This window comes from Halomonas sp. ABH4_019, assembly GCF_056159885.1.
The window spans coordinates 623,444-645,271 of record NZ_JBSWWC010000002.1 but is presented as its reverse complement, the minus strand read 5'-3'; the positions used below and the strand labels follow the sequence as shown (position 1 = coordinate 645,271).

Below are 21,828 nucleotides of genomic sequence, written 5' to 3'. Positions count from 1 at the left end.
AGGCAAGAAATATCAGAGGGTTGATGATTGATAATTCGACCAAGGTCGAAAGCCGGCGGCGAGAGAAGTGGCGGAAATCCGCACGCCGCGGCGATAGAGGCGTGCGGATTTCCGCACAGCGGCCTGGCGGCCGGCGCTCAGCCCTTGGGGTCGAGGATCTTCACGGTCTGCAGGTCGTCGGTCTGCTGCGACTCGCGCTCGCGGTTGACGCGGGTCTCGAGCTCGGGCATCGCTTCGTTCTCGATGGGCAACTGCTCGAAGAAGTCGCAGCTGACGCACTCCCGGTAGCGAATACCGTGCTGTTCCCAGCTGCGGATACGGTCCATCTCGGCGCAGCGGGGGCAGATGGCGCCGGCGATAAAGCGTTTCTGGACGGCCATAGGGGCTCCTGAACGGGCAGGCCGCCGGCATGCCGGCGGCCCGGGGTGGGCGGTGTCAGGCGGCGCGGATGCCGCTGTGGCGCAGCAGTGGCTCGACGCTGGGCTCGCGGCCGCGGAAGGCGCGGAACAGTTCGGCGGCGTCGCGGGAGCCGCCGCGCTCGAGGATCTCGGTGCGGAAGCGCCGCCCGGTCTCGGGGTCGAAGATGCCGGCCTCCTCGAAGGCGCTCCAGGCGTCGGCGGAGAGCACCTCGGCCCACTTGTAACTGTAGTAGCCGGCCGCGTAGCCGCCGGCGAAGATGTGGCCGAAGCCGTTCTGGAAGCGGTTGAAGGCGGCCCGCGGCACCACCGAGACGCCATCGCGCACCTCGTCGAGCAGCGCCTGGATGTCGGCGGCGGCGGGGGCGGCGGCCTCGCGGTGCAGGCGGAAGTCGAACAGCGAGAACTCGAGCTGGCGCACCATCCCCATCGCCGACTGGAAGTTCTTGGCCGCCAGCAGCTTGGCGAACAGCTCCTCGGGCAGCGGCTCGCCATTGTCGACGTGGCCGGCGATCAGGTCCAGGCCCTCGCGCTCCCAGCAGTAGTTCTCCATGAACTGGCTGGGCAGTTCCACCGCGTCCCAGGCCACGCCGTTGATGCCGGAGATGTCGGCGACGGTCTGGCGGGTCAGCATGTGGTGCAGACCGTGGCCGAACTCGTGGAACAGGGTAGTGACCTCGTCGTGGGTCAGCAGCGCGGGCCGGTCGCCCACCGGGCGGGTGAAGTTGCAGGTCAGGTAGGCCACCGGCAGCTGCAGCGCGTCGCCTTCCAGGCGGCGTACCCGGCATTCGTCCATCCAGGCGCCGCCGCGCTTGCCCTCGCGGGCATAAAGGTCCAGGTAGAAGCCGGCGATCGGCTCGCCCGCCTCGAGAATGCGGAAGTAGCGTACGTCGGGATGATAGCGGGGCGCGTCCTCGTCCTCCTGGAAGGTCACGCCATACAGTCGTCCTACCACCTGGAACAGGCCGTCGACCACCCGCGGCGCGGGGAAGTAGGGGCGCAGCTGTTCCTGGGAGATGTCGAAGCGCGCCTCGCGCAGCTTCTCGCTGGCATAGCCCACGTCCCAGGGCTCGAGGGCGGCGAGGCCCAGCTCGTCGCGAGCGAAGTCGGCGAGCTCGGCGAACTCCTCGCGGGCCTGGGGCACGGCGCGGCTGGCCAGGTCGTCGAGAAAGCCGATCACCTGTGCCGGGGACTCGGCCATCTTGGTGGCCAGCGAGTAGTCGGCGTAGGTGGCGAAGCCCAGCAGCCCGGCGAGCTCGCGGCGCAGCGCCAGGGTCTCCTCCATCACCGGGGCATTGTCGAATTCTCCGGCGTTGGGGCCCTGATCGGAGGCGCGGGTGACGAAGGCGGTGTAGACCTCGCGGCGCAGCTCGCGGTCGTCGGCGTGGGTCATCACCGGCAGGAAGCTGGGGAAGTCCAGGGTGATGCGGTAGCCCGCGCGGCCCTTGGCCTCGGCGTTGGCCGCCAGCGTGGCCAGGGCGCTCTCGGGCAGCCCGGCCAGCCGTGCGTCGTCATCCAGGTCCAGGTGCCAGGCCTGGGTGGCGTCGAGCAGCTGGTTGGAGAAGGTGTTGGCGAGGCTCGACAGCCGCGCCTGGATCTCCCCGTAGCGGCGCTTCTGCTCGGCGGGCAGGTCGACGCCGGCCAGCCGGAAGTCACGCAGGGCGTTGTCCACGGTGCGACGCTGGCCCTCGTCGAGCCCGGCCCAGGCCGGGCCGTCCTTGAGCGCCTGCCAGGCGCGGAACAGCCCCTCGTGCTGGCCGAGCCAGGTGCTGTAGTCGGAGAGCAGGCCGAGGCTGGTCTCGTAGGCCTGGCGCAGCGCCTCGTTGTTCATGGTGCCGTTGAGGTGCGAGACCGGCGACCAGGCCCGCGACAGGCGATCGTTCAGGGCCTCCAGCGGCGCGGCCAGGGTCTCCCAGCCGGGCGACTCGCGCTCGGCCCTGGCCACCAGTGCCTCGATGGCCTCGCGGTTCTCGGCCAGCAGGGTCTCGATGGCCGGCACCACGTGCTCGGGCTGGATCTCGGCGAAGGGCGGTAGCGCGTGGGCGTCGAGCAGCGGGTTCGTGGACATGCACACCTCGGGGTCGAAAAGGGGAATCACCGCTTAGATGCGGGCGACCGGGGCCGGTTTCAATGTGCTAGGCTTGGCGCCCTTTGAACCCTGGGCCGGAGACGAGGCGATGAACGAGACCCTGGAGCGCTGGAGCAGCCGCCGCGCCTTCATCCTGGCGGTGACCGGGGCCGCGGTGGGGCTGGGCAATATCTGGCGCTTTCCCTACATCACCGGCGAGAACGGCGGGGCCGCCTTCCTGTTGCTGTACATGGCCTTCGTGGCGCTGCTGGGGCTGCCGGTGATGATGGCCGAGATCCTGATCGGTCGCGCCGGGCGGCGCAGCCCCATGCAGTCGCTGGGCCATCTGGCCGCCGAGGCCGGGCACAGCCGCCACTGGCGGTGGCTGGGGCTGTTCGGCGCCTTCACGGTGTTCTGCATCCTGTCGTTCTATTCGGTGGTCTCGGGCTGGTCCATCGAGTTCTTGATCTCGGCGGTCAACGGCGACTTCGTCGGCCAGGACGCCGCGCGCATCGGCGCCGGCTTCGATGCCTTCCTCGCCGACCCCTGGCGGATGACCTTCAATCACACCCTGTTCCTGGCGATGACCATGATGGTGGTGGCCGCCGGGGTGACCAAGGGCCTGGAGCGGCTCAACAACCTGCTGATGCCGCTGCTCTACCTGCTGCTGCTGGCGCTGGCCGGCCACGCCGCCACCACCGATGGCTTCGGCCCGGCCCTGGCCTGGCTGTTCACCCCGGACCTGTCGGCGGTTACGCCCACGGTGTTGATCGCCGCCATGGGCCACGCCTTCTTCACCCTGGCGGTGGGCGCCTGTGCGCTGATGGCCTACGGCGCCTACATGCCGGATCACCAGAGCCTGCCGCGGGCGGCGGCGGGGGTCGCGGTGCTCGATATCACCGTGGCGCTGCTGGCCGGTATCGCCATCTTCTCGGTGGTGTTCGCCCAGGGCATGGATCCCGCCGAGGGGCCCGGGCTGATGTTCGTGACCCTGCCGGTGGCCTTCGCCGACCTGCCGCTGGGCGCCTTCTGGCTGTCGCTGTTCTTCCTGTTGCTGCTGCTGGCCACCTGGACCTCGTCGATCAACCTCGCCGAGCCGATGGTCGCCACCCTTCAGGGCTGGGGGCTGGGCCGCGGCCAGGCCGCCGCCGCGGTGGGCGCGACGGTGTGGCTGGTGGGGCTCTTGTCGGTGCTGTCCTTCTCGACGCTCGCCGATCTCGAGGTGCTGTTCGGCATGAACGTCTTCGCGCTGGTGACCACCGTTCCGCCGGAGATCTTCCTGCCCGTGGGCGGGACGATGATCGCCGTGTTCGCCGCCTGGGTGCTGCCCGAGGCGGTATCGCGGCGGGCCCTGGACGCCGGCTCGACCGGGTTCCGCGTGTGGCGGGGCCTGGTGCGCTGGGTGTCGATTCCGCTGACGCTGGTAGTATTGGTATCTGGACTGATCTGACGACGGGAGCTGTGCGATGAGCGAAGCCAAGACCCTGAGGCCCTGGAAGGGCACGAGCCCGCAGCTGGGCGAACGCGTCTACATCGACCCGGCCTGCATGGTGCTGGGCGACGTGGTGCTGGGCGATGACTGTTCGGTCTGGCCGATGACGGTGATCCGCGGCGACATGCACCGCATCCGCATCGGCAACCGGGTCAGCGTCCAGGACGGCAGCGTGCTGCACATCACCCACGCCAGCGACTTCAATCCCGACGGCTTCCCGCTGACCGTCGGCGACGACGTGACCATCGGCCACAAGGCGATCCTGCACGGCTGCACCCTGGGCAACCGCATCCTGGTGGGCATGGGGGCCATCGTGATGGACGGCGTGGTGGTCGAGGACGAGGTGATCATCGCCGCCGGCGCCGTGGTGCCGCCGGGCAAGCGCCTGGAGGGCGGCCACGTCTACGCCGGCAACCCGGCCAAGGCGCTGCGCCCGATCAAGGACAAGGAGCGCGCCTTCTTCCCCTATACCGCCGGCAATTACGTCAAGCTGAAGGATGAGTATCTGGCGCAGGACTGACGCTCTGTGTCGCTTTAAGCGTGTGCGAATACCGAAGTGAGCCGAGGGCGGGCCGAAGAGGACCTCCTGCGCCGGGGGTGAGGAGGACCCCTCCGAACGGGCTGGCCATGGATGGCCAGCCCAGGGCCTGCAAGCGTAGCGGGACGTGATAGCGCCGCAGGGCGCCGGGAGCTACAGGGACGTATTCATGCGTGTCCGGAAGGCCGGCCCCGCTCGCAGGCCCGTCCGCGGCGTTCAGGAACTGTTGAGCCGATTCGATACCTCGTCCCGACCAGGCATCTCCGGGCAAGCCGGATGTGCAATAAAGGCGTAACCCGCCAACCGCTTGTTTTCTTTGGCCATGCCGAGCGCTAAACTGATGTTTTATCCAGTCAGTGAGGCGCCGCGGGCATGGCCGACTTTCGAACCCACCTCGGCGTGGCCGCGACCCTGGGCGCGGTGGTCGCCCAGGGCGGCTGGCAGGCCGGGCTGTGGGGACTGGCCGAGGGCCTGCCGATCCTGGCGCTGGTGACCTTCGGCGGCATCCTCCCCGACATCGATGCCGACCGCTCCAGGGCGATCCGCCTGATCTTCAACCTGCTGGCGATCCCCGCCGTGGTGGCCGGGGCGCTGTGGCTGCAGGGCCGGCTCGAGCCGGGGCCGCTGATGGTGGCCTGCGGCGGCATCTATCTGACGGTGCGCTACCTGGGCGGGGCGCTGTTCTGTCGCTTCACCGTGCATCGCGGCATCTGGCACTCGCTGCTGGCCGCGGCCCTCTGCGGCCTGACCGCCACGGCGCTCGCCCATCGGCTGTTCGCGCTCCCCGACCGCCTGGCCTGGATCTACGGCGCGTCGCTGGCGCTCGGCTTCGTGATCCACCTGATGCTCGACGAGCTGTACAGCGTCGACCTCACCGGGGCCCGTCTCAAGCGCTCCTTCGGCACCGCGCTCAAGCCCTTCGACTGGCGCGAGCCAGGCAACTCCCTGGCCATGTTGGCGGTGACCGCGAGCCTCGTGCCCTGGCTGCCTCCCTGGCGGCCGCTCGCCGAGCTGGTGGCTCAGGGCTCGGCGTTCTGGCGGTAGTCCTCGGCCTTGAGGCCGTGCTTCTTCAGCTTGTCGTAGAGCGTCTTGCGCGGCACCTCCAGCGCCTCGCAGACCTCGCCGACGCGCCCCTGGTGACGGGCCAGGGCCTGGCTGATCAGGCTCTTCTCGAACAGCTCCACCTGGCGGGGCAGAGGCAGTTCGCCGCTCTCGTTATCGACGCCTTCCATCAGCGCCTCCAGCCGGTAGTCGCAGGTCACGCCCAGCAGCACATAGCGCTCGGCGAGGTTGCGCAGCTCGCGCACGTTGCCCGGCCAGTCGTGGGCCAGCAGGGCCGAGGTGCCGGCGGCGTCCAGCGGCGGGGCCTCCAGGCCGCTGCGATTGGCGGCGACCACCGCGAAGTGCTGGAACAGCAGCGGGATGTCCTCGCGACGCTCGCGCAGTGGCGGGATCGGCAGGGTCACCACGTTGAGCCGGTAGTAGAGGTCCTCACGGAAGTCGCCGGCCTCGGCGGCGGCCTTGAGGTCGACCTTGGTGGCGGCGATCACTCGGATGTCGAGTGACACCGCCTGGTTGGAGCCGAGCCGCTCGATGCTGCGCTCCTGGAGCACCCGCAGCAGCTTGACCTGCAGCGACAGCGGCATCGACTCGATCTCGTCGAGGAACACCGTGCCGCCCTGGGCATGCTCGAACTTGCCGATGCGTCGCTCCACGGCGCCGGTGAAGGCGCCCTTCTCGTGGCCGAACAGCTCCGACTCGATGGTGCTCTCGGGCACCGCGCCGCAGTTGATGGCCACGAAGGGTCGGCCGCCGCGGGGGCTGCGCTCGTGGATGGCCCGGGCGACCAGGTCCTTGCCGGCGCCGGTCTCGCCGAACAGCAGCACGTCGGCCTCGACCTGGCTGATGCGCTGGACCATCGAGGCCAGGCGCTGGAGGGCCGGGGTGCGGCCCACCAGGCGGGGCCCCGGCGCCGACTGCTGGGCCTCCAGTTCGGCCTTGAGCACACGGTTCTCGAGGCTCAGGCGGCGCTTGTCGATGCCGCGGCGCACCACCTCGACGAGGCGCTCCCCGGGGAAGGGCTTCTCCAGGAAATCCCAGGCGCCGTCGCGCATGGCGGCCACGGCGGTGGAGATGTCGCCGTGGCCGGTGATCAGCACCACCGGCAGGTCCGGGTCGCGGTCGCGGACCTCTCGCAGTAGCGTCATGCCGTCCATGCCGGGCATGCGGATGTCGCTGATCACCACGCCGGGGAAGTCCGGTTCGAGGGCCGCCAGGGCGTCCTCGGCGCGTTCGAAGGCGCGGGGCTCGTAGCCCGCCAGTTCCAGGGTCTGGCCGGCGGTGATGCGCAGGTGCGCCTCGTCGTCGACGATCATCACCGGGATGGCCGGGGAATCATGCATGGGTGTGCCGCTCCTCGCGGGATGCCGGAGTGTCGCTGCCCGCGTCGCGGGGCAGGGTGATGGTGAAGCGGGCGCCGCCGTCGGCCTCGTTGTCGGCCGCCAGGCGGCCGCCCAGGTCGTCGATGATGCGCGCCGAGATCGACAGGCCCAGGCCCAGGCCGCTGCCCACGGCCTTGGTGGTGTAGAAGGGCTCGAAGATGTGCGGCAGCCGCTCCGGGGCGATGCCCGGGCCGTTGTCGGACACGTCCAGGCGCACTCGGTCGTCCTCGGCGACGATGCTCAGGGTCAGCCGCGGCGCCGGCGTGTCGGCCATGGCCTGCAGGGCGTTGCCGATCAGGTTGACCAGCACCTGCTCGAGGCGCACCGGGTCGGCGCGCACCCAGGCTTCGGCCTCGGGCCAGTGGCGGATCACCTCCACCTGGCCATCGGCGAGTCGGGCATGGAACAGCCGCAGGGCATAGTCGAAGCAGGCGGCGACCGAGACGGCGGTCAGGCTGTCGCCGCTCTTGCGGGAGAACTGGCGCAGCTGGGCGCTGATCTCGGCCATGCGGTCGGTGAGCTCGACGATCTGCTCCAGGTTGGCATCGGCGGCCTCGGCGCGATGGCGGGCGATGAAGGCGCGGGCGTTCTCGGCGTAGGCGCGGATCGCCGCCAGGGGCTGGTTGAGCTCGTGATTGATGCCGGCCGCCAGCTGCCCGAGCACGGCCAGCTTGGCGGCCTGGACCAGTTCGTCGCGGGTCTCGCGCAGGCGCTGCTCGGCGAGCCGGCGCTCCTCGATCTCGGCGGACAGTCGGCGATTGGTGGCCGTGAGATCCCGGGTGCGCGCCTCCACGTGGCCTTCCAGTTCGTCCCGGGCCCGGGCCAGGGTGCGGCGTTCGCGCTCGGCGAAGCGCTCGCGCTCGCGGCGCAGTCGCCGACGCTGCCAGCCGATGCCGCCGCCCAGCGCCACCAGGCCGTAGAGGCCGCCGGCCAGGGCGGCGGCCAGCCACTGGGCGTCGACCACCGGGGTGAGCGGCTTGAGGATGTGCATGTCCCAGCCGAAGGCGGGCATGGCGCGGGTCAGGCTCAGGTAGCGCTGGCCGGCGAGGGGGCCGTCGTCGAAGCCCACCAGCCGGGTGCGTTCTCCGCGCCGCTCGAGTTCGCGCAGGCCGGTGGGCGGCAGCGGCTCGTCGGCGTAGCGTCGCGAAGCGCGCAGGGCGGCCCGCTGCTCGGCGGTGAGCGGCTCGAGGGCCGTCAGGCGCAGCTCCGGGCGGCTGGCCATGAACACGATGTGGTCGCCGTCGGTGACCAGCAGCTCGGCGTCCTGCTCGGCCCAGCTCTCCTCGACGGCGTGCAGCAGTACCTTGAGCACCATGACCCCGTCGGGGCGCGCGTTCGGCGCGGTGTCGTCGAGCCAGACCGGCGCCGAGAAGTAGTAGCCGCGCTCCCGGGACTGCACGCCGAGGCCGAAGAAGCGGCCGTCGTGGCCCTGCATGGCCTCCTGATAGTAGCGGCGAAAGCGATAGTTCTGGCCGATGAAGGTGTTGGGGCGATGCCAGTTGCTGGCCGCCAGGGTGTCGGCATGACGGTCCAGCAGGTAGATATCCGAGACATCGGCGGTGGCGCGGAAGCGGTCGAGCAGGCGGTTGAGCGGCATGGGGTCCTGCAGCGTCGGGGTCGCCAGGAACCGCTTGACCGCCTCCCGCGAGGCCAGCAGCTCGGGCAGGTAGTCGTGACGGGACAGGTGGCCGGTGAGGCCGGCCGCCGACAGGCGCAGCTCGTTCTCGGCGTCGTCATGCAGCGCCTGGAGCGCCTGCTCGCGGGCCACCTGGGCGGTCTGCCACATGCACAGCGCCAGGCCGGTCAGGCCGGCGATCAGGAGCAGGCCGCGCAGGCGACGACGGCGAGGGGGGGCGGGGCTCGACATCAGTGGTCCGGGGGCGCGCTGGGCATGGCCTGGGCGCGGCGCAGCGAGCGCTGGGCGCGGGTCTCGGCTCGAGCCGCCTCCAGCAGCCCCTCCTCGACATAGACCAGGTGATCGTGGGCGCGGGCCCGGGCCTGCTCGGGCTCGCCCTGGAGGATGGCATCGAGCAGCGCGCGGTGCTGGGCCATCAGCCGCTCGCGGGCGTCGGGCTTGCCGAACAGGTGCTCGAGGTTGTCGACGATGCTTTTCTCCAGCAAGTGGAAGATGCCGCGGATGGTATGCAGCAGCATCACGTTGTGGGAGGCCTCGGCGATGGCCAGGTGGAAGGCGGCGTCGGCCTTCGCTTCCTCGGCCGGGTCGCGGGCGGCGAAGCGGGCCTCGAGCTCCTCGAAGCGCTGCAGCAGCACCGCCTTGTCGGTGGGCGTGGCACGCAGGGCGGCATAGTAGGCGGACAGCCCCTCCATGGCGTCGCGAAACTCGAGCAGGTCGAGGTGAAACTCGCCGTGGCGCGAGAGCATCTCCAGCAGGGGATCGCTGTAGCCGCTGTGCAGGTCTTCGGTGATGAAGGTGCCGCCGCCCTGACGGCTGGCCAGCAGGCCCCGGGCGGCGAGCTTCTGGATCGCCTCGCGCAGCGAGGGGCGCGAGACGCCGAAGCGTTCGGCCAGTTCGCGCTCCGGCGGCAGCCGCTGGCCGGGTTTCAGGCTACCCTCGAGGATCAGTGCCTCCAGGCGTTCGGTGATGACGTCGGCGAGGCGGGGCTGGCGAACGGCGTGGTAGGACATGGGGAGGTTCCTGAGCGCGGGATCTGAGGCGCATGGTATCGCCAAATAATTGGTATTACCAATGCGGCGTGTTTGGCGTGCGCGTGAGTTGTCTCGAGTTTTCAATTGGTTGCGAGTGTCTTGCTGGCGCCTTATACCAAGGTATAGGCGCCGACGGTCGCCAGTATTTGACAGCCTGAAAGCCGGGCCATAGGGTGCGATGGCAAGTGTCTGCAAATTGGTTTTACCAATTGTCCGGTTGCCATCCCGCCAGGCCCGACGAGATGTCCCCCGCCTGTCGTGCGCCGGCCATTCATCGTTCATCTCAATGCACAGGGCCCGCCATGATCATTTCCGCCGCCTCGGACTACCGTCAGGCCGCCAAGCGCCGAGTTCCGCCCTTCCTGTTCCACTACGCGGACGGTGGTGCCTATGCCGAGCATACGCTGCGGCGTAACGTCGAGGATCTGGCCGACATCGCCCTGCGCCAGCGGGTGTTGAAGGACATGTCCTCGCTGTCGCTGGAGACCGAGCTGTTCGGCGAGTCCCTGGCCATGCCGGTCGCCCTGGCGCCGGTGGGGCTGGCAGGCATGTACGCCCGGCGAGGCGAGGTGCAGGCGGCCAGGGCCGCCGCCGGCAAGGGCATCCCCTTCACGCTGTCCACCGTGTCGGTGTGCCCCATCGACGAGGTGGCCGCGGCCGTGGAGCGGCCGCTGTGGTTTCAGCTCTATGTGCTGAAGGACAGGGGGTTCATGCGACATGTCCTGGAACGCGCCAAGGCCGCCGGCGTAAGGACGCTGGTCTTCACGGTCGACATGCCGGTGCCCGGGGCGCGCTATCGCGATGCCCACTCGGGCATGAGCGGCAAGCATGGCGGCATACGACGCATGTGGCAGGCCGCGACCCATCCGCGCTGGGCCTGGGACGTGGGCCTTCACGGCCGCCCCCATGACCTGGGTAACGTCTCGGACTACCGCGGCCAGCCGACGGCGCTCGAGGACTATATCGCCTGGCTCGGTGATAACTTCGATCCCGGCATTTCCTGGAAGGACCTGGAGTGGATCCGCGAGTGCTGGGACGGCCCGATGATCATCAAGGGCATCCTCGATCCCGAGGATGCCCGCGATGCCGTGCGCTTCGGGGCGGATGGCATCGTCGTCTCCAATCACGGCGGGCGTCAGCTCGATGGCGTGCCGTCCACCGCGCGGGCCTTGCCGGGCATCGCCGACGCGGTCAAGGGCGAGCTGGCCATCCTGGCCGATTCCGGCGTGCGCAGCGGGCTCGATGTGGTGCGGATGGTGGCCCAGGGGGCCGATACCGTGCTGCTGGGCCGTGCCTTCATCTATGCACTCGCTACCGCCGGGGAGGCGGGCGTGGCGCACCTGCTCGAGCTGTTCGACAAGGAGATGCGGGTGGCGATGACCCTCACCGGGGCGCGTACCATCGCCGACCTGGGACGGGCTTCGTTGGTGTCGGAGAAGCTCGTGGAGGCCGCCGAGGAGGCGTGCGTGTCGTGAGGCGCCGCGATGTCCCCTCGAGGCGATGCGTTTTCCGCTATAGTGCGGCTGTCCCGCCGAGGCGGGGCATCGTCCTCAGTAGGGAGACATCACGTGAATACCCAAGGAATCTGGAAACCGGCGGGGCTGGCGGGCCTTCGTCCTCGACATCTGCTGGTCGGCCTAGCCGGGTTGGCCCTGTTGGCCGGGTGCGGCGACGAGGAGGCGCGCTTCGTCTCGGCGCCGGAGGTGAGTGTCGGCGACAGCGTCGAGGGCGAGCTGACCTCGAACAGCCCGTTCAACCTCAACGACGGCACCCGCTACGCGGCGCACTGGCTGTGCGCCGGCGATGAGGCGCCGCGCTACCGCTATACGCTGGAGGCCCCCTTCGCCGCTTCGCTGGCCGCTTTCGACGATGAGGGGCGCTGGCTAGGCGCGGCCGACAGTGGGCCCGACGGTCGGCCGGCGGTCCTGCTGAGTGCGCCTGAGGCGCAGCGCTGCACCCTGGTGGTGGTCAACGGCCGCGACGGGGCCGCCTTCGGCCCCTATACGCTCGCCGCCGAAGCGGCCGGCGAGTCGCAGGCGCTGGAAACCGGGCGAGCGCTGATCGGTCGGCTGCAGGATGGGGCGGCCGAATACTCGCTGAGCCTGGACGCTTCCGCTCATCTCCGCCTGGCGCTGTCCGGCGACGAGGGGCTCGATATGCACCTCGCCGGGGAGGGTGTGAGTCAGCGCGCCGAGTCCTGCGCGCCCGGTGAGTTGCGTCTCGATGCCTACCTGGAGCCCGGCGACTATCGCGTGGAGCTGGGTGAAGCGGCCAAGCCGAATGTCGCCGCGACCGACTGCGACAGCCACCTGCTGAGCACCGGCGGGGCCTACCAGCTGGTCGCCGAGCAGCGGGATCTCGCCGATGGGCGTCGTGATGGCGGGCCGCTGCGCGACGGCGACCGGATCACCGGCAGTCTCTCGGCTGGTGCGCCGAATGCCTACACCCTGCGTCTGGATGCCCCCTCCGAGGTGAGCCTGGCGCTGCGTTCATCGGCCTTCGACGCCCTGCTGCGCGTGGCCGGGGACGGCACCGAGATTCTCGACGACGACGGCGGTGGCGGCACCGACTCGCGGGTCGAAACGGTGCTCATGCCCGGGGAGTATCGCGTCGAGGTAGACAGCTACGGCGATGGCCAGGGCGAGTATCGCCTCGAGGTCCGGCGCGGGGAGTTCGATGGCGAGTTCCGCAACGACGGGGCGATCGCCGGCGGCGAGGATGTTCGCGGCCAGCTGTCCGGAATCGGAGGCAATCGTTATCGCCTGGCCATCGAGGAGACCGCCGAGGTGAGCCTGGCGCTCGACTCCCGGGACTTCGATCCGATGCTCCAACTGCTGGGGGAGGGGGTCGACGTGAGCGATGACGATAGCGGTGGCGATCGCAATGCCCTGATCAATACCGTGCTGGAGCCCGGCGACTATACCCTCGAGGTGCAAAGCTACAGCGGTAGCGGCGTCTATCGCCTGCGAGTCGACGAGTCCGCCTTCGTCGGGCGCATGAGCGATGACGGCGAGGTGGCGCCGGGCGAGACCGTCTACGGTCAGTTGAGCGCCGGTGGGCGACTGACCTATCAGTTGGTGGTGGAGTCGCCGCGTCAAGTGGTGCTGGAAAGCACGTCGAGCGCCGTGGACACCGTCATGCGGCTGACGGGCAATGGCGTGGAGGCCCAGAATGACGATGCAACCGGCCTGGGGCTCGGCTCGCGCATCTCGCGACAGCTGCAACCCGGCACCTACGATGTCGAGGTGAGTGCCTTCGGCAGCGGGGGTGGCATGGTGCGTCTCGCCATCGGCGAATGAGGCTCGCGGGCGCCGCTTCGGCGGCGCCCATTATCCCCTCGATCCGAATCGGTAAAAAAGTCCTTGCGTGGTGCCGGGAGAATCCGTAAAGTACGCATCCGCTGCCGGCGACGGGCAACGTTGCAGGCGGTGATGAGTGGCAAAAGTGCTTGTTTTGCCGAAGGTTTTTCGAAGTGTTTCGAAATGGCCTGGTTGACAAGCGCAGCGGATTCGGTAGAATGCGCCCCACTCGATCGGAGGTCGGTTCGCAGGGTTGGAGCCACTGTTTCGGTCGCCCGGTTCGCTTCGAACACAGCGAAACGCAGGGTTGACTTGAGGCGCCGATCACGTAGAATACGCCTTCCTCGCAGGGCGCCGGGCCAAGCGGCACGGCAATGCGAGATGCTCCGCTCTCCACGAGAGCCCGGAGCTGCTCTTTAACAATCGATCAGGTAATTCATGTGGGCGCTTGTCGAGAGGTTCGGTGACCAGTCACTGAATATCAAGGCAAGCGACTCGTCAAACGAGACGTTTGAACCTTGAGCCAAGTTTGGTGCACTCAATGCACTATCAAGCTTTTAAACTGAAGAGTTTGATCATGGCTCAGATTGAACGCTGGCGGCAGGCCTAACACATGCAAGTCGAGCGGAAACGATGGAAGCTTGCTTCCAGGCGTCGAGCGGCGGACGGGTGAGTAATGCATAGGAATCTGCCCGGTAGTGGGGGATAACCTGGGGAAACCCAGGCTAATACCGCATACGTCCTACGGGAGAAAGCAGGGGATCTTCGGACCTTGCGCTATCGGATGAGCCTATGTCGGATTAGCTAGTTGGTGAGGTAATGGCTCACCAAGGCCGCGATCCGTAGCTGGTCTGAGAGGATGATCAGCCACATCGGGACTGAGACACGGCCCGAACTCCTACGGGAGGCAGCAGTGGGGAATATTGGACAATGGGCGAAAGCCTGATCCAGCCATGCCGCGTGTGTGAAGAAGGCCCTCGGGTTGTAAAGCACTTTCAGTGAGGAAGAACGCTTGTGGGTTAATACCCTGCAAGAGAGACATCACTCACAGAAGAAGCACCGGCTAACTCCGTGCCAGCAGCCGCGGTAATACGGAGGGTGCGAGCGTTAATCGGAATTACTGGGCGTAAAGCGCGCGTAGGCGGCTTGATAAGCCGGTTGTGAAAGCCCCGGGCTCAACCTGGGAACGGCATCCGGAACTGTCAGGCTAGAGTGCAGGAGAGGAAGGTAGAATTCCCGGTGTAGCGGTGAAATGCGTAGAGATCGGGAGGAATACCAGTGGCGAAGGCGGCCTTCTGGACTGACACTGACGCTGAGGTGCGAAAGCGTGGGTAGCAAACAGGATTAGATACCCTGGTAGTCCACGCCGTAAACGATGTCGACTAGCCGTTGGGGTCCTCGAGACCTTTGTGGCGCAGTTAACGCGATAAGTCGACCGCCTGGGGAGTACGGCCGCAAGGTTAAAACTCAAATGAATTGACGGGGGCCCGCACAAGCGGTGGAGCATGTGGTTTAATTCGATGCAACGCGAAGAACCTTACCTACTCTTGACATCGAGCGAACTTTCCAGAGATGGATTGGTGCCTTCGGGAACGCTCAGACAGGTGCTGCATGGCCGTCGTCAGCTCGTGTTGTGAAATGTTGGGTTAAGTCCCGTAACGAGCGCAACCCTTGTCCCTATTTGCCAGCGATTCGGTCGGGAACTCTAGGGAGACTGCCGGTGACAAACCGGAGGAAGGTGGGGACGACGTCAGGTCATCATGGCCCTTACGAGTAGGGCTACACACGTGCTACAATGGCCGGTACAGAGGGTGGCAATACCGCGAGGTGGAGCTAATCTCATAAAGCCGGTCTCAGTCCGGATCGGAGTCTGCAACTCGACTCCGTGAAGTCGGAATCGCTAGTAATCGTGAATCAGAATGTCACGGTGAATACGTTCCCGGGCCTTGTACACACCGCCCGTCACACCATGGGAGTGGACTGCACCAGAAGTGGTTAGCCTAACTTCGGAGGGCGATCACCACGGTGTGGTTCATGACTGGGGTGAAGTCGTAACAAGGTAGCCGTAGGGGAACCTGCGGCTGGATCACCTCCTTAATCGACGACGTCACCGACCCTCGGCAAGTGTCCACAATGAATTACCTGATCGGCCAGAGCAAAGACTGTTTGGGTATAGACCCAGCGTGACCAATGGGTCTGTAGCTCAGTTGGTTAGAGCGCACCCCTGATAAGGGTGAGGTCGGCAGTTCAAGTCTGCCCAGACCCACCATTCTCTCGCTCAGTTGGTTGGAGCGCACCCCAGGGTGTCAAAAAGAGAAGGGTGAGGTCGCCGGGTTTTTTCAAGTCTGCCCAGACCCACCAAAATTTGTGTAATACGTCGTTGCTTTCCAGCGCGTGTAGCAGGCTACACGTCGGCGAAAGCGCCTCGTCTTGCTCAAATTTCCTGTTTCTACAGGGCGTCAGAGGGGCCTTAGCTCAGCTGGGAGAGCGCCTGCCTTGCACGCAGGAGGTCAGCGGTTCGATCCCGCTAGGCTCCACCATTCTCCCGACAGTCGATGACCGTTTCGTGACCAGTGGCAAGCGTTATCGCTAGCGTTTCTCACTGTTCTCTGAACAGTTGCTCTTTAACAATGTGAATCATGCTGACAAAGTCCCTTTCCTACCCGGGAAAGGGCATGAGATACGTCTCAAGCGTATCCGGCAATTGTCGTTGTTGTCATCGCGGATCAGACCCCTTGGGGTTATATGGTCAAGCGATGAAGCGCATACGGTGGATGCCTTGGCAGCCAGAGGCGATGAAGGACGTGGAAGCCTGCGATAAGGCTCGGCGAGGTGGCAAACAACCTGCGACCCGGGCATTTCCGAATGGGGAAACCCACTCAGGGTAACCTGAGTATCCTGCACTGAATCCATAGGTGCAGGAGGCGAACCGGGGGAACTGAAACATCTAAGTACCCCGAGGAACAGAAATCAACCGAGATTCCCCCAGTAGCGGCGAGCGAACGGGGACCAGCCCTTAAGCGGGTGACAGGTTAGGCGAATGAGTTGGGAAACTCAGCGATACAGGGTGATAGCCCCGTAGTCGAAAGCCTGATCCCGTGAAATCGAGTAGGTCGGGGCACGTGAAACCTTGACTGAAGACGGGGGGACCATCCTCCAAGGCTAAATACTCCTGGCTGACCGATAGTGAACCAGTACCGTGAGGGAAAGGCGAAAAGAACCCCGGAGAGGGGAGTGAAATAGATCCTGAAACCGTATGCGTACAAGCAGTGGGAGCACTCTCGTAGTGTGACCGCGTACCTTTTGTATAATGGGTCAGCGACTTATATTCAGTGGCGAGCTTAACCGTATAGGGGAGGCGTAGGGAAACCGAGTCTTAACTGGGCGACCAGTCGCTGGATATAGACCCGAAACCGGGCGATCTATCCATGAGCAGGTTGAAGGTTGAGTAACATCAACTGGAGGACCGAACCAGGATCTGTTGAAAAAGATTTGGATGACTTGTGGATCGGAGTGAAAGGCTAATCAAGCCCGGAGATAGCTGGTTCTCCTCGAAAGCTATTTAGGTAGCGCCTCACGTATCACCGCCGGGGGTAGAGCACTGTTTCGGCTAGGGGGTCATCCCGACTTACCAACCCGAGGCAAACTCCGAATACCGGTGAGTGCAGCGTGGGAGACACACAGCGGGTGCTAACGTCCGTTGTGAAAAGGGAAACAACCCAGACCGTCAGCTAAGGTCCCGAAATCCTGGTTAAGTGGGAAACGATGTGGGAAGGCTTAGACAGCTAGGAGGTTGGCTTAGAAGCAGCCATCCTTTAAAGAAAGCGTAATAGCTCACTAGTCGAGTCGGCCTGCGCGGAAGATGTAACGGGGCTCAAACCAGGTACCGAAGCTACGGGTGCATCGAATGATGCGCGGTAGAGGAGCGTCGTGTACGCCGACGAAGGTCCATTGAGAAGTGGGCTGGAGGTATCACGAGTGCGAATGCTGACATGAGTAACGATAAGGGGAGTGAAAAACTCCCCCGCCGGAAGACCAAGGGTTTCTGTTCGACGCTAATCGGAGCAGAGTGAGTCGGCCCCTAAGGCGAGGCCGAAAGGCGTAGTCGATGGGAAACGGGTCAATATTCCCGTACCTCACTGTATTGCGATGGGGGGACGAAGAAGGCTAGGTGAGCCAGGCGTTGGTTGTCCTGGTGAAAGTCAGTAGGCTGGGGAATCAGGCAAATCCGGTACCCCAAGGCCGAGAGACGAGACGAACAGACTACGGTCTGGAAGTCATCGATGCCACGCTTCCAGGAAAAGCCTCTAAGCTTCAGATACAGTGGGACCGTACCCCAAACCGACACAGGTGGTCAGGTAGAGAATACCAAGGCGCTTGAGAGAACTCGGGTGAAGGAACTAGGCAAAATGGTGCCGTAACTTCGGGAGAAGGCACGCCGCATTAGGGTGAAGGGACTCGCTCCCAGAGCCCGACGCGGTCGAAGATACCAGGTGGCTGCAACTGTTTATTAAAAACACAGTACTCTGCAAACGCGTAAGCGGACGTATAGGGTATGACGCCTGCCCGGTGCCGGAAGGTTAATTGATGGTGTTAGCTTCGGCGAAGCTCCTGATCGAAGCCCCGGTAAACGGCGGCCGTAACTATAACGGTCCTAAGGTAGCGAAATTCCTTGTCGGGTAAGTTCCGACCTGCACGAATGGCGTAATGATGGCCACGCTGTCTCCACCCGAGACTCAGTGAAATTGAAATCGCAGTGAAGATGCTGTGTACCCGCGGCTAGACGGAAAGACCCCGTGAACCTTTACTACAGCTTCACACTGGACGCTGATGTTGCTTGTGTAGGATAGCTGGGAGGCTTGGAAACCCGGTCGCCAGATCGAGTGGAGCCAACCTTGAAATACCAGCCTGGCATCATTGGCGTTCTAACTCAGGTCCGTGATCCGGATCGAGGACCGTGTGTGGTGGGTAGTTTGACTGGGGCGGTCTCCTCCCAAAGCGTAACGGAGGAGCACGAAGGTACCCTCAGCACGGTTGGAAATCGTGCAATGAGTGCAAGAGCATAAGGGTGCTTAACTGCGAGACAGACACGTCGAGCAGGTACGAAAGTAGGTTCTAGTGATCCGGTGGTTCTGTATGGAAGGGCCATCGCTCAACGGATAAAAGGTACTCCGGGGATAACAGGCTGATACCGCCCAAGAGTTCACATCGACGGCGGTGTTTGGCACCTCGATGTCGGCTCATCACATCCTGGGGCTGAAGTCGGTCCCAAGGGTATGGCTGTTCGCCATTTAAAGTGGTACGCGAGCTGGGTTTAGAACGTCGTGAGACAGTTCGGTCCCTATCTGCCGTGGGCGTTGGAGATTTGAGAAGCGCTGCTCCTAGTACGAGAGGACCGGAGTGGACGTACCTCTGGTGTTCCGGTTGTCACGCCAGTGGCATTGCCGGGTAGCTATGTACGGACGGGATAACCGCTGAAAGCATCTAAGCGGGAAGCCCCCTTCAAGATGAGATCTCCCCGAGGCCTCGAGCCTCCTGAAGGACCCAGCAAGACCAGCTGGTTGATAGGTCGGATGTGGAAGCGCTGCAAGGCGTTGAGCTAACCGATACTAATTGTCCGTGAGGCTTGACCATATAACACCCAAGTGGTCTGTCGATGACAACAGACGACGCCGGATACGCGAGACGCATCTCGTCAGCATGATTTGCATTGCCCTTTTTCGCCTGACGACCATAGCGTGCGGGAACCACCTGATCCCATGCCGAACTCAGCAGTGAAACCGCTCAGCGCCGATGGTAGTGTGGGAGTTCCCATGCGAGAGTAGGTCATCGTCAGGCATCTATTCCGAGAAAACCCCGGGCCCATAGGCCCGGGGTTTTTTCATGCCCGGGCGAAAAGATCCGTCAGCAGACAGGCTGCATGGCGGGCGGCCTGGGGCCGGGGAGCTTCCCCGGAGAGCATCGGGGCGCCGGCCGCCGCAGGGCCGGCCCGATCATCGTCAGGCATCTGCACCGAGAAACCCCGGGCCGAATGGCCCGGGGTTTTTTATGTCTGGGCGATAGGGGATATGGCTGCCAGGGGTGTTCCCCTGGAGAGTCGCGGAGCGCCAGGGCGAGAGGTCGACGCGTGTGTCGCCTTGGGGAGACAGGTGAATGTCGGTCAGGGCACGCTACCCCTGGTCTGTTGCGCTAAGTACGGCTAGCCTGTGGGGACCACGACTTGGAAAGCGAAACATCTCAGGAGGAGACGACGACATGACAGGCATGCAGCGCAAGTTCGCCCTGGCGGCATTCATCGGCATGACGGCCCTGGGCCTGGCCGCCTGTGAAGAGGAAGGGCCGGCGGAAGAGGCCGGGGAAAACGTCGATCAGGCCATGGAAGAGGCCGGGGAGAACGTCGACGAGTCCATGGACGAGGCCGGGGAGGCCGTCGAGGAAATGGGCGAGAACGTCGAGGAGGCCGCCGACGAGGCGGAATCGGAGTACTGAGTCGACGGCTCCCAAGGAAACCATCCCACAGAAGGCCGGGCGCAAGCCCGGCCTTTTTCGTGCACATGCTGCGTGACGCGAGCCAGCAGAGCGGTCGGTCGGGTTAACGTGGCTGAGTGCCCGGATTTCCGGCGCAGAGGGAGTTCCGCTAGAATGTGGCTTTTTCCCGTCAGGGGCGTGTGCATGACCATTGGTGACCTGATCCGCCTGTTGAGCGATGGCGAGTTCCATTCCGGCGAGCAGCTGGGCGAGCGGTTGGGGGTGTCCCGAGCGGCGGTCTGGAAGCAGCTGCGCAAGCTGGAAGCGCTGGGAATTCCCATGGAGGCGGTGAAAGGGCAGGGGTATCGATTGGCCGAGCCCATGGAGCTGCTCGATGGCCCCACCATCGTCGCCGGGCTGTCGCGAGACGCGCGCCAGCACGTGAGCCGCCTGTTCGTCGAGGAAACACTGCCGTCGAGTAACCAGTTCCTGCGCGAGCGGTTCGAACAGGGGGCGGGGCATGGCGAGGTCTGCCTGGTGGAGCAGCAGAGCGCCGGCAAGGGGCGCCGAGGGCGCACCTGGGTGACGCCCTGGGGGCGGACCCTGATGCTCTCGGTGGGCTGGCGGGTCGAGTCGGGCGTGGCGGCCCTGGAGGGGCTCAGCCTGGCCGTCGGCGTGGCCTTGTCGGAGGTCCTGGAGCGCCATGGCGTAAGGCCGGGACTCAAGTGGCCCAATGACGTGCTGCTCGCCACCCCGGCCGGCGAGTGGGGCAAGCTGGCGGGGATCCTGGTCGAATTGAGTGGGGATGCCGCCGGTCCCTGCGAGATCGTGGTGGGGATGGGCATCAACGTCGACCTGCCGCAGGCCTTCCGCGCGGGGATCGAGCAGCCGGTCGCGGCGGTGCGCGACCAGGCCCCGGAATTGTCGCGCAATCGCCTGGCCGTGGAGCTGCTGGAGGCCCTGATGCCGCTGCTGGCCGGGTTCGAACAGCAGGGCTTCGGTGCCTGGCGGGACGCCTGGAATGCGCGACACGCCTTCAGCGGTCGCGAAGTGGAGGTCATTCGCGGGCAGCGTCGGGAGACGGCGATTGCCGAGGGCGTGGATGCGGCGGGTAACCTCTGGGTGACCGGCGACGCCGGTCGCGTGGCGCTCGCCGGAGGGGAAATCAGCGTGCGGGGACGGGCATGATTCTGGACCTCGATATCGGCAACACGCTATCGAAGTGGCGATTGAAGGACGCCGTCAGCAGCGAGATCCGCTCCCGGGGGGCGGTCTGGACCCGGGAGGAGTGGCGCCCGGGGGCCGACATTCCCGATCTGGACGTGGTCGAGGCGGTGAGAATCTCGAGCGTGGCGCGCCGGGCGGTGCTGGCCCGCACCGTCGACCTGCTGCATCGGCAGGTTCGCCATGTCCACGTGGCGCGCTCGGAGCCCGAGGCGCTGGGCGTCAGCAACGGCTATCAGGAGCCCGGCAGGCTGGGGGTGGATCGCTGGCTGGGCGTGCTGGCCGGGTACCAGCTGGCCGGCGGCTGCTGCAGCGTCGACTGTGGCAGCGCCATCACCGTGGACTTCGTGCTGCCGGGCGGGCGGCATCTGGGGGGCTACATCCTGCCGGGACTCCGGCTGATGAAGGAAAGCCTGAAGCTCGGCACGCGCAACGTGGCGATCGACCCCGACAGCGAAGCCGATGAGCTGCTGGCCCCCGGGACCCGGACGGTGGAAGCCGTCAATCATGGGATCTACATGGCGGCGGTGAGTGCCGTGAATCGCATCTACAGCGAGGTGTGCGATCGAGAGAAGGTCGCGCTGCCGATGTTGCTGACCGGTGGCGACGCCCGTGTCGTGTCGCGGGGGATCCATATCCCCCACGCGGTCTGGCCGGACATGGTCTATGGCGGGCTGGAGGCGTGCTTTCCGCTCACGGCCGCCGAGCGCGCCGGTCGCATGTCGGGGGCGCCCAGGGTGCCGAGGCCGGTGTCATTGGAAAAGATTCGTGCGGGACTTGCATTCTCCACCCTGCTTTGACACAATGCGCCGCGTTCCGAAGAGGCAAGGGTGCCGCGGCACGACCTCTGGCCAAGATGATTGAGAAAACAATCACTTGACATCGAGAACGCAGGCGGTAGAATACATCGCCAGTTGGAGGGGTTCCCGAGTGGCCAAAGGGAGCAGACTGTAAATCTGCCGCGAAAGCTTCGAAGGTTCGAATCCTTCCCCCTCCACCAGGTTTCGCCGCGCTCGTCGAGGCGGGTGGTGGCAAGAAGAGTGGGTAGGCGGGCATAGTTCAATGGTAGAACCTCAGCCTTCCAAGCTGATGATGCGGGTTCGATCCCCGCTGCCCGCTCCAGTCTAGCAGTTTTGCTCATGTAGCTCAGGGGTAGAGCACACCCTTGGTAAGGGTGAGGTCGACGGTTCAAGTCCGTCCATGAGCTCCACATCG

At 65.5% G+C, this 21,828-nt stretch carries 13 protein-coding genes, 5 tRNA genes and 3 rRNA genes; 16 read left to right on the top strand and 5 right to left on the bottom strand.

The window, feature by feature from the left end:
* Positions 1-137 precede the first annotated feature (137 nt).
* Both ACXAFN_RS10195 and prlC read right to left on the bottom strand, forming a co-directional pair.
* Positions 138-380, bottom strand: a complete 243-nt coding sequence (locus tag ACXAFN_RS10195; protein WP_474988406.1) for a YheV family putative zinc ribbon protein — start codon at positions 378-380, stop codon at positions 138-140.
* A 55-nt stretch (positions 381-435) separates the two neighbouring features.
* Entirely contained in the window at positions 436-2,484 is a 2,049-nt protein-coding gene (gene prlC / locus ACXAFN_RS10190) for an oligopeptidase A (RefSeq protein ID WP_474988404.1), read from the bottom strand.
* Between the two features lie 109 nt (positions 2,485-2,593).
* Between prlC and ACXAFN_RS10185 the strand changes: the two genes are divergently transcribed.
* The 3 genes from ACXAFN_RS10185 to ACXAFN_RS10175 all read left to right on the top strand — a co-directional run bounded on the left by ACXAFN_RS10185 (position 2,594) and on the right by ACXAFN_RS10175 (position 5,558).
* On the top strand, positions 2,594-3,934 hold the full coding sequence (locus ACXAFN_RS10185) for a sodium-dependent transporter (protein WP_474988403.1): 1,341 nt from the start codon (positions 2,594-2,596) through the stop codon (positions 3,932-3,934).
* Positions 3,935-3,950: 16 nt separating this feature from the next.
* Entirely contained in the window at positions 3,951-4,496 is a 546-nt protein-coding gene (locus tag ACXAFN_RS10180; protein WP_474988401.1) for a gamma carbonic anhydrase family protein, read from the top strand.
* Between the two features lie 390 nt (positions 4,497-4,886).
* On the top strand, positions 4,887-5,558 hold the full coding sequence (locus ACXAFN_RS10175) for a metal-dependent hydrolase (RefSeq protein WP_474988400.1): 672 nt from the start codon (positions 4,887-4,889) through the stop codon (positions 5,556-5,558).
* Here ACXAFN_RS10175 and ACXAFN_RS10170 read toward each other — a convergent pair.
* From ACXAFN_RS10170 to ACXAFN_RS10160, 3 genes are read right to left on the bottom strand one after another with little or no spacing between them, the layout of a single operon-like run.
* Positions 5,534-6,916: a sigma-54-dependent transcriptional regulator gene (locus ACXAFN_RS10170; protein WP_474988398.1), complete on the bottom strand. Its 1,383-nt coding sequence runs from the start codon at positions 6,914-6,916 to the stop codon at positions 5,534-5,536. The two genes, ACXAFN_RS10175 and ACXAFN_RS10170, sit on opposite strands and share 25 nt — an antisense overlap.
* Positions 6,909-8,822: a sensor histidine kinase gene (locus ACXAFN_RS10165; protein ID WP_474988396.1), complete on the bottom strand. Its 1,914-nt coding sequence runs from the start codon at positions 8,820-8,822 to the stop codon at positions 6,909-6,911. Before ACXAFN_RS10165 ends, ACXAFN_RS10170 begins: the two co-directional genes overlap by 8 nt.
* Positions 8,822-9,601 carry an FCD domain-containing protein gene (locus tag ACXAFN_RS10160; RefSeq protein ID WP_474988395.1) on the bottom strand — a complete coding sequence of 260 codons (780 nt, stop codon included), beginning with the start codon at positions 9,599-9,601 and terminating at the stop codon, positions 8,822-8,824. Before ACXAFN_RS10160 ends, ACXAFN_RS10165 begins: the two co-directional genes overlap by 1 nt.
* A 323-nt stretch (positions 9,602-9,924) precedes the next feature.
* On the opposite strand from ACXAFN_RS10160, the gene lldD reads away from it, so the two are divergent.
* The 13 genes from lldD to ACXAFN_RS10095 all read left to right on the top strand — a co-directional run bounded on the left by lldD (position 9,925) and on the right by ACXAFN_RS10095 (position 21,823).
* Positions 9,925-11,097: an FMN-dependent L-lactate dehydrogenase LldD gene (lldD, locus tag ACXAFN_RS10155; protein WP_474988394.1), complete on the top strand. Its 1,173-nt coding sequence runs from the start codon at positions 9,925-9,927 to the stop codon at positions 11,095-11,097.
* Positions 11,098-11,190: 93 nt separating this feature from the next.
* On the top strand, positions 11,191-12,921 hold the full coding sequence (locus tag ACXAFN_RS10150) for a hypothetical protein (protein WP_474988393.1): 1,731 nt from the start codon (positions 11,191-11,193) through the stop codon (positions 12,919-12,921).
* A gap of 559 nt (positions 12,922-13,480) precedes the next feature.
* Positions 13,481-15,018 (top strand): 16S ribosomal RNA (locus tag ACXAFN_RS10145).
* A gap of 95 nt (positions 15,019-15,113) precedes the next feature.
* Positions 15,114-15,190 (top strand) — tRNA-Ile (locus tag ACXAFN_RS10140).
* Between the two features lie 195 nt (positions 15,191-15,385).
* Positions 15,386-15,461 (top strand) — tRNA-Ala (locus ACXAFN_RS10135).
* 207 nt (positions 15,462-15,668) lie between these two features.
* Positions 15,669-18,555, top strand: a 23S ribosomal RNA gene (locus ACXAFN_RS10130).
* A gap of 89 nt (positions 18,556-18,644) precedes the next feature.
* Positions 18,645-18,759: ribosomal RNA gene (gene rrf / locus ACXAFN_RS10125) — 5S ribosomal RNA — on the top strand.
* Together the 16S, 23S and 5S rRNA genes with 2 tRNA genes alongside form the textbook arrangement of a ribosomal RNA operon.
* Before the next feature lie 417 nt (positions 18,760-19,176).
* Entirely contained in the window at positions 19,177-19,410 is a 234-nt protein-coding gene (locus tag ACXAFN_RS10120) for a hypothetical protein (RefSeq protein WP_474988391.1), read from the top strand.
* 183 nt (positions 19,411-19,593) lie between these two features.
* On the top strand, positions 19,594-20,577 hold the full coding sequence (locus ACXAFN_RS10115) for a biotin--[acetyl-CoA-carboxylase] ligase (protein ID WP_474988390.1): 984 nt from the start codon (positions 19,594-19,596) through the stop codon (positions 20,575-20,577).
* The gene (locus ACXAFN_RS10110) at positions 20,574-21,413 is read left to right on the top strand and encodes a type III pantothenate kinase (RefSeq protein WP_474988388.1); all 840 of its coding nucleotides are present in this window, start codon (positions 20,574-20,576) and stop codon (positions 21,411-21,413) included. The genes ACXAFN_RS10115 and ACXAFN_RS10110 overlap by 4 nt, the downstream gene beginning before the upstream one ends.
* A gap of 116 nt (positions 21,414-21,529) precedes the next feature.
* Positions 21,530-21,613: transfer RNA gene (locus ACXAFN_RS10105), tRNA-Tyr, on the top strand.
* Positions 21,614-21,661: 48 nt separating this feature from the next.
* Positions 21,662-21,735: transfer RNA gene (locus ACXAFN_RS10100), tRNA-Gly, on the top strand.
* 13 nt (positions 21,736-21,748) lie between these two features.
* Positions 21,749-21,823: transfer RNA gene (locus tag ACXAFN_RS10095), tRNA-Thr, on the top strand.
* Positions 21,824-21,828 lie beyond the last annotated feature (5 nt).

What these genes read in the sequence shown, in the direction of transcription:
- ACXAFN_RS10120 (WP_474988391.1), top strand. Translation starts at nt 19,177, where the DNA reads ATGACAGGCATGCAGCGCAAGTTCGCCCTGGCGGCATTCATCGGCATG.
- ACXAFN_RS10110 (WP_474988388.1), top strand. Translation starts at nt 20,574, where the DNA reads ATGATTCTGGACCTCGATATCGGCAACACGCTATCGAAGTGGCGATTG.
- ACXAFN_RS10185 (WP_474988403.1), top strand. Translation starts at nt 2,594, where the DNA reads ATGAACGAGACCCTGGAGCGCTGGAGCAGCCGCCGCGCCTTCATCCTG.
- ACXAFN_RS10170 (WP_474988398.1), bottom strand. Translation starts at nt 6,916, where the DNA reads ATGCATGATTCCCCGGCCATCCCGGTGATGATCGTCGACGACGAGGCG.
- ACXAFN_RS10115 (WP_474988390.1), top strand. Translation starts at nt 19,594, where the DNA reads ATGACCATTGGTGACCTGATCCGCCTGTTGAGCGATGGCGAGTTCCAT.
- ACXAFN_RS10195 (WP_474988406.1), bottom strand. Translation starts at nt 380, where the DNA reads ATGGCCGTCCAGAAACGCTTTATCGCCGGCGCCATCTGCCCCCGCTGC.
- prlC (WP_474988404.1), bottom strand. Translation starts at nt 2,484, where the DNA reads ATGTCCACGAACCCGCTGCTCGACGCCCACGCGCTACCGCCCTTCGCC.
- ACXAFN_RS10175 (WP_474988400.1), top strand. Translation starts at nt 4,887, where the DNA reads ATGGCCGACTTTCGAACCCACCTCGGCGTGGCCGCGACCCTGGGCGCG.
- ACXAFN_RS10165 (WP_474988396.1), bottom strand. Translation starts at nt 8,822, where the DNA reads ATGTCGAGCCCCGCCCCCCCTCGCCGTCGTCGCCTGCGCGGCCTGCTC.
- lldD (WP_474988394.1), top strand. Translation starts at nt 9,925, where the DNA reads ATGATCATTTCCGCCGCCTCGGACTACCGTCAGGCCGCCAAGCGCCGA.
- ACXAFN_RS10180 (WP_474988401.1), top strand. Translation starts at nt 3,951, where the DNA reads ATGAGCGAAGCCAAGACCCTGAGGCCCTGGAAGGGCACGAGCCCGCAG.
- ACXAFN_RS10160 (WP_474988395.1), bottom strand. Translation starts at nt 9,601, where the DNA reads ATGTCCTACCACGCCGTTCGCCAGCCCCGCCTCGCCGACGTCATCACC.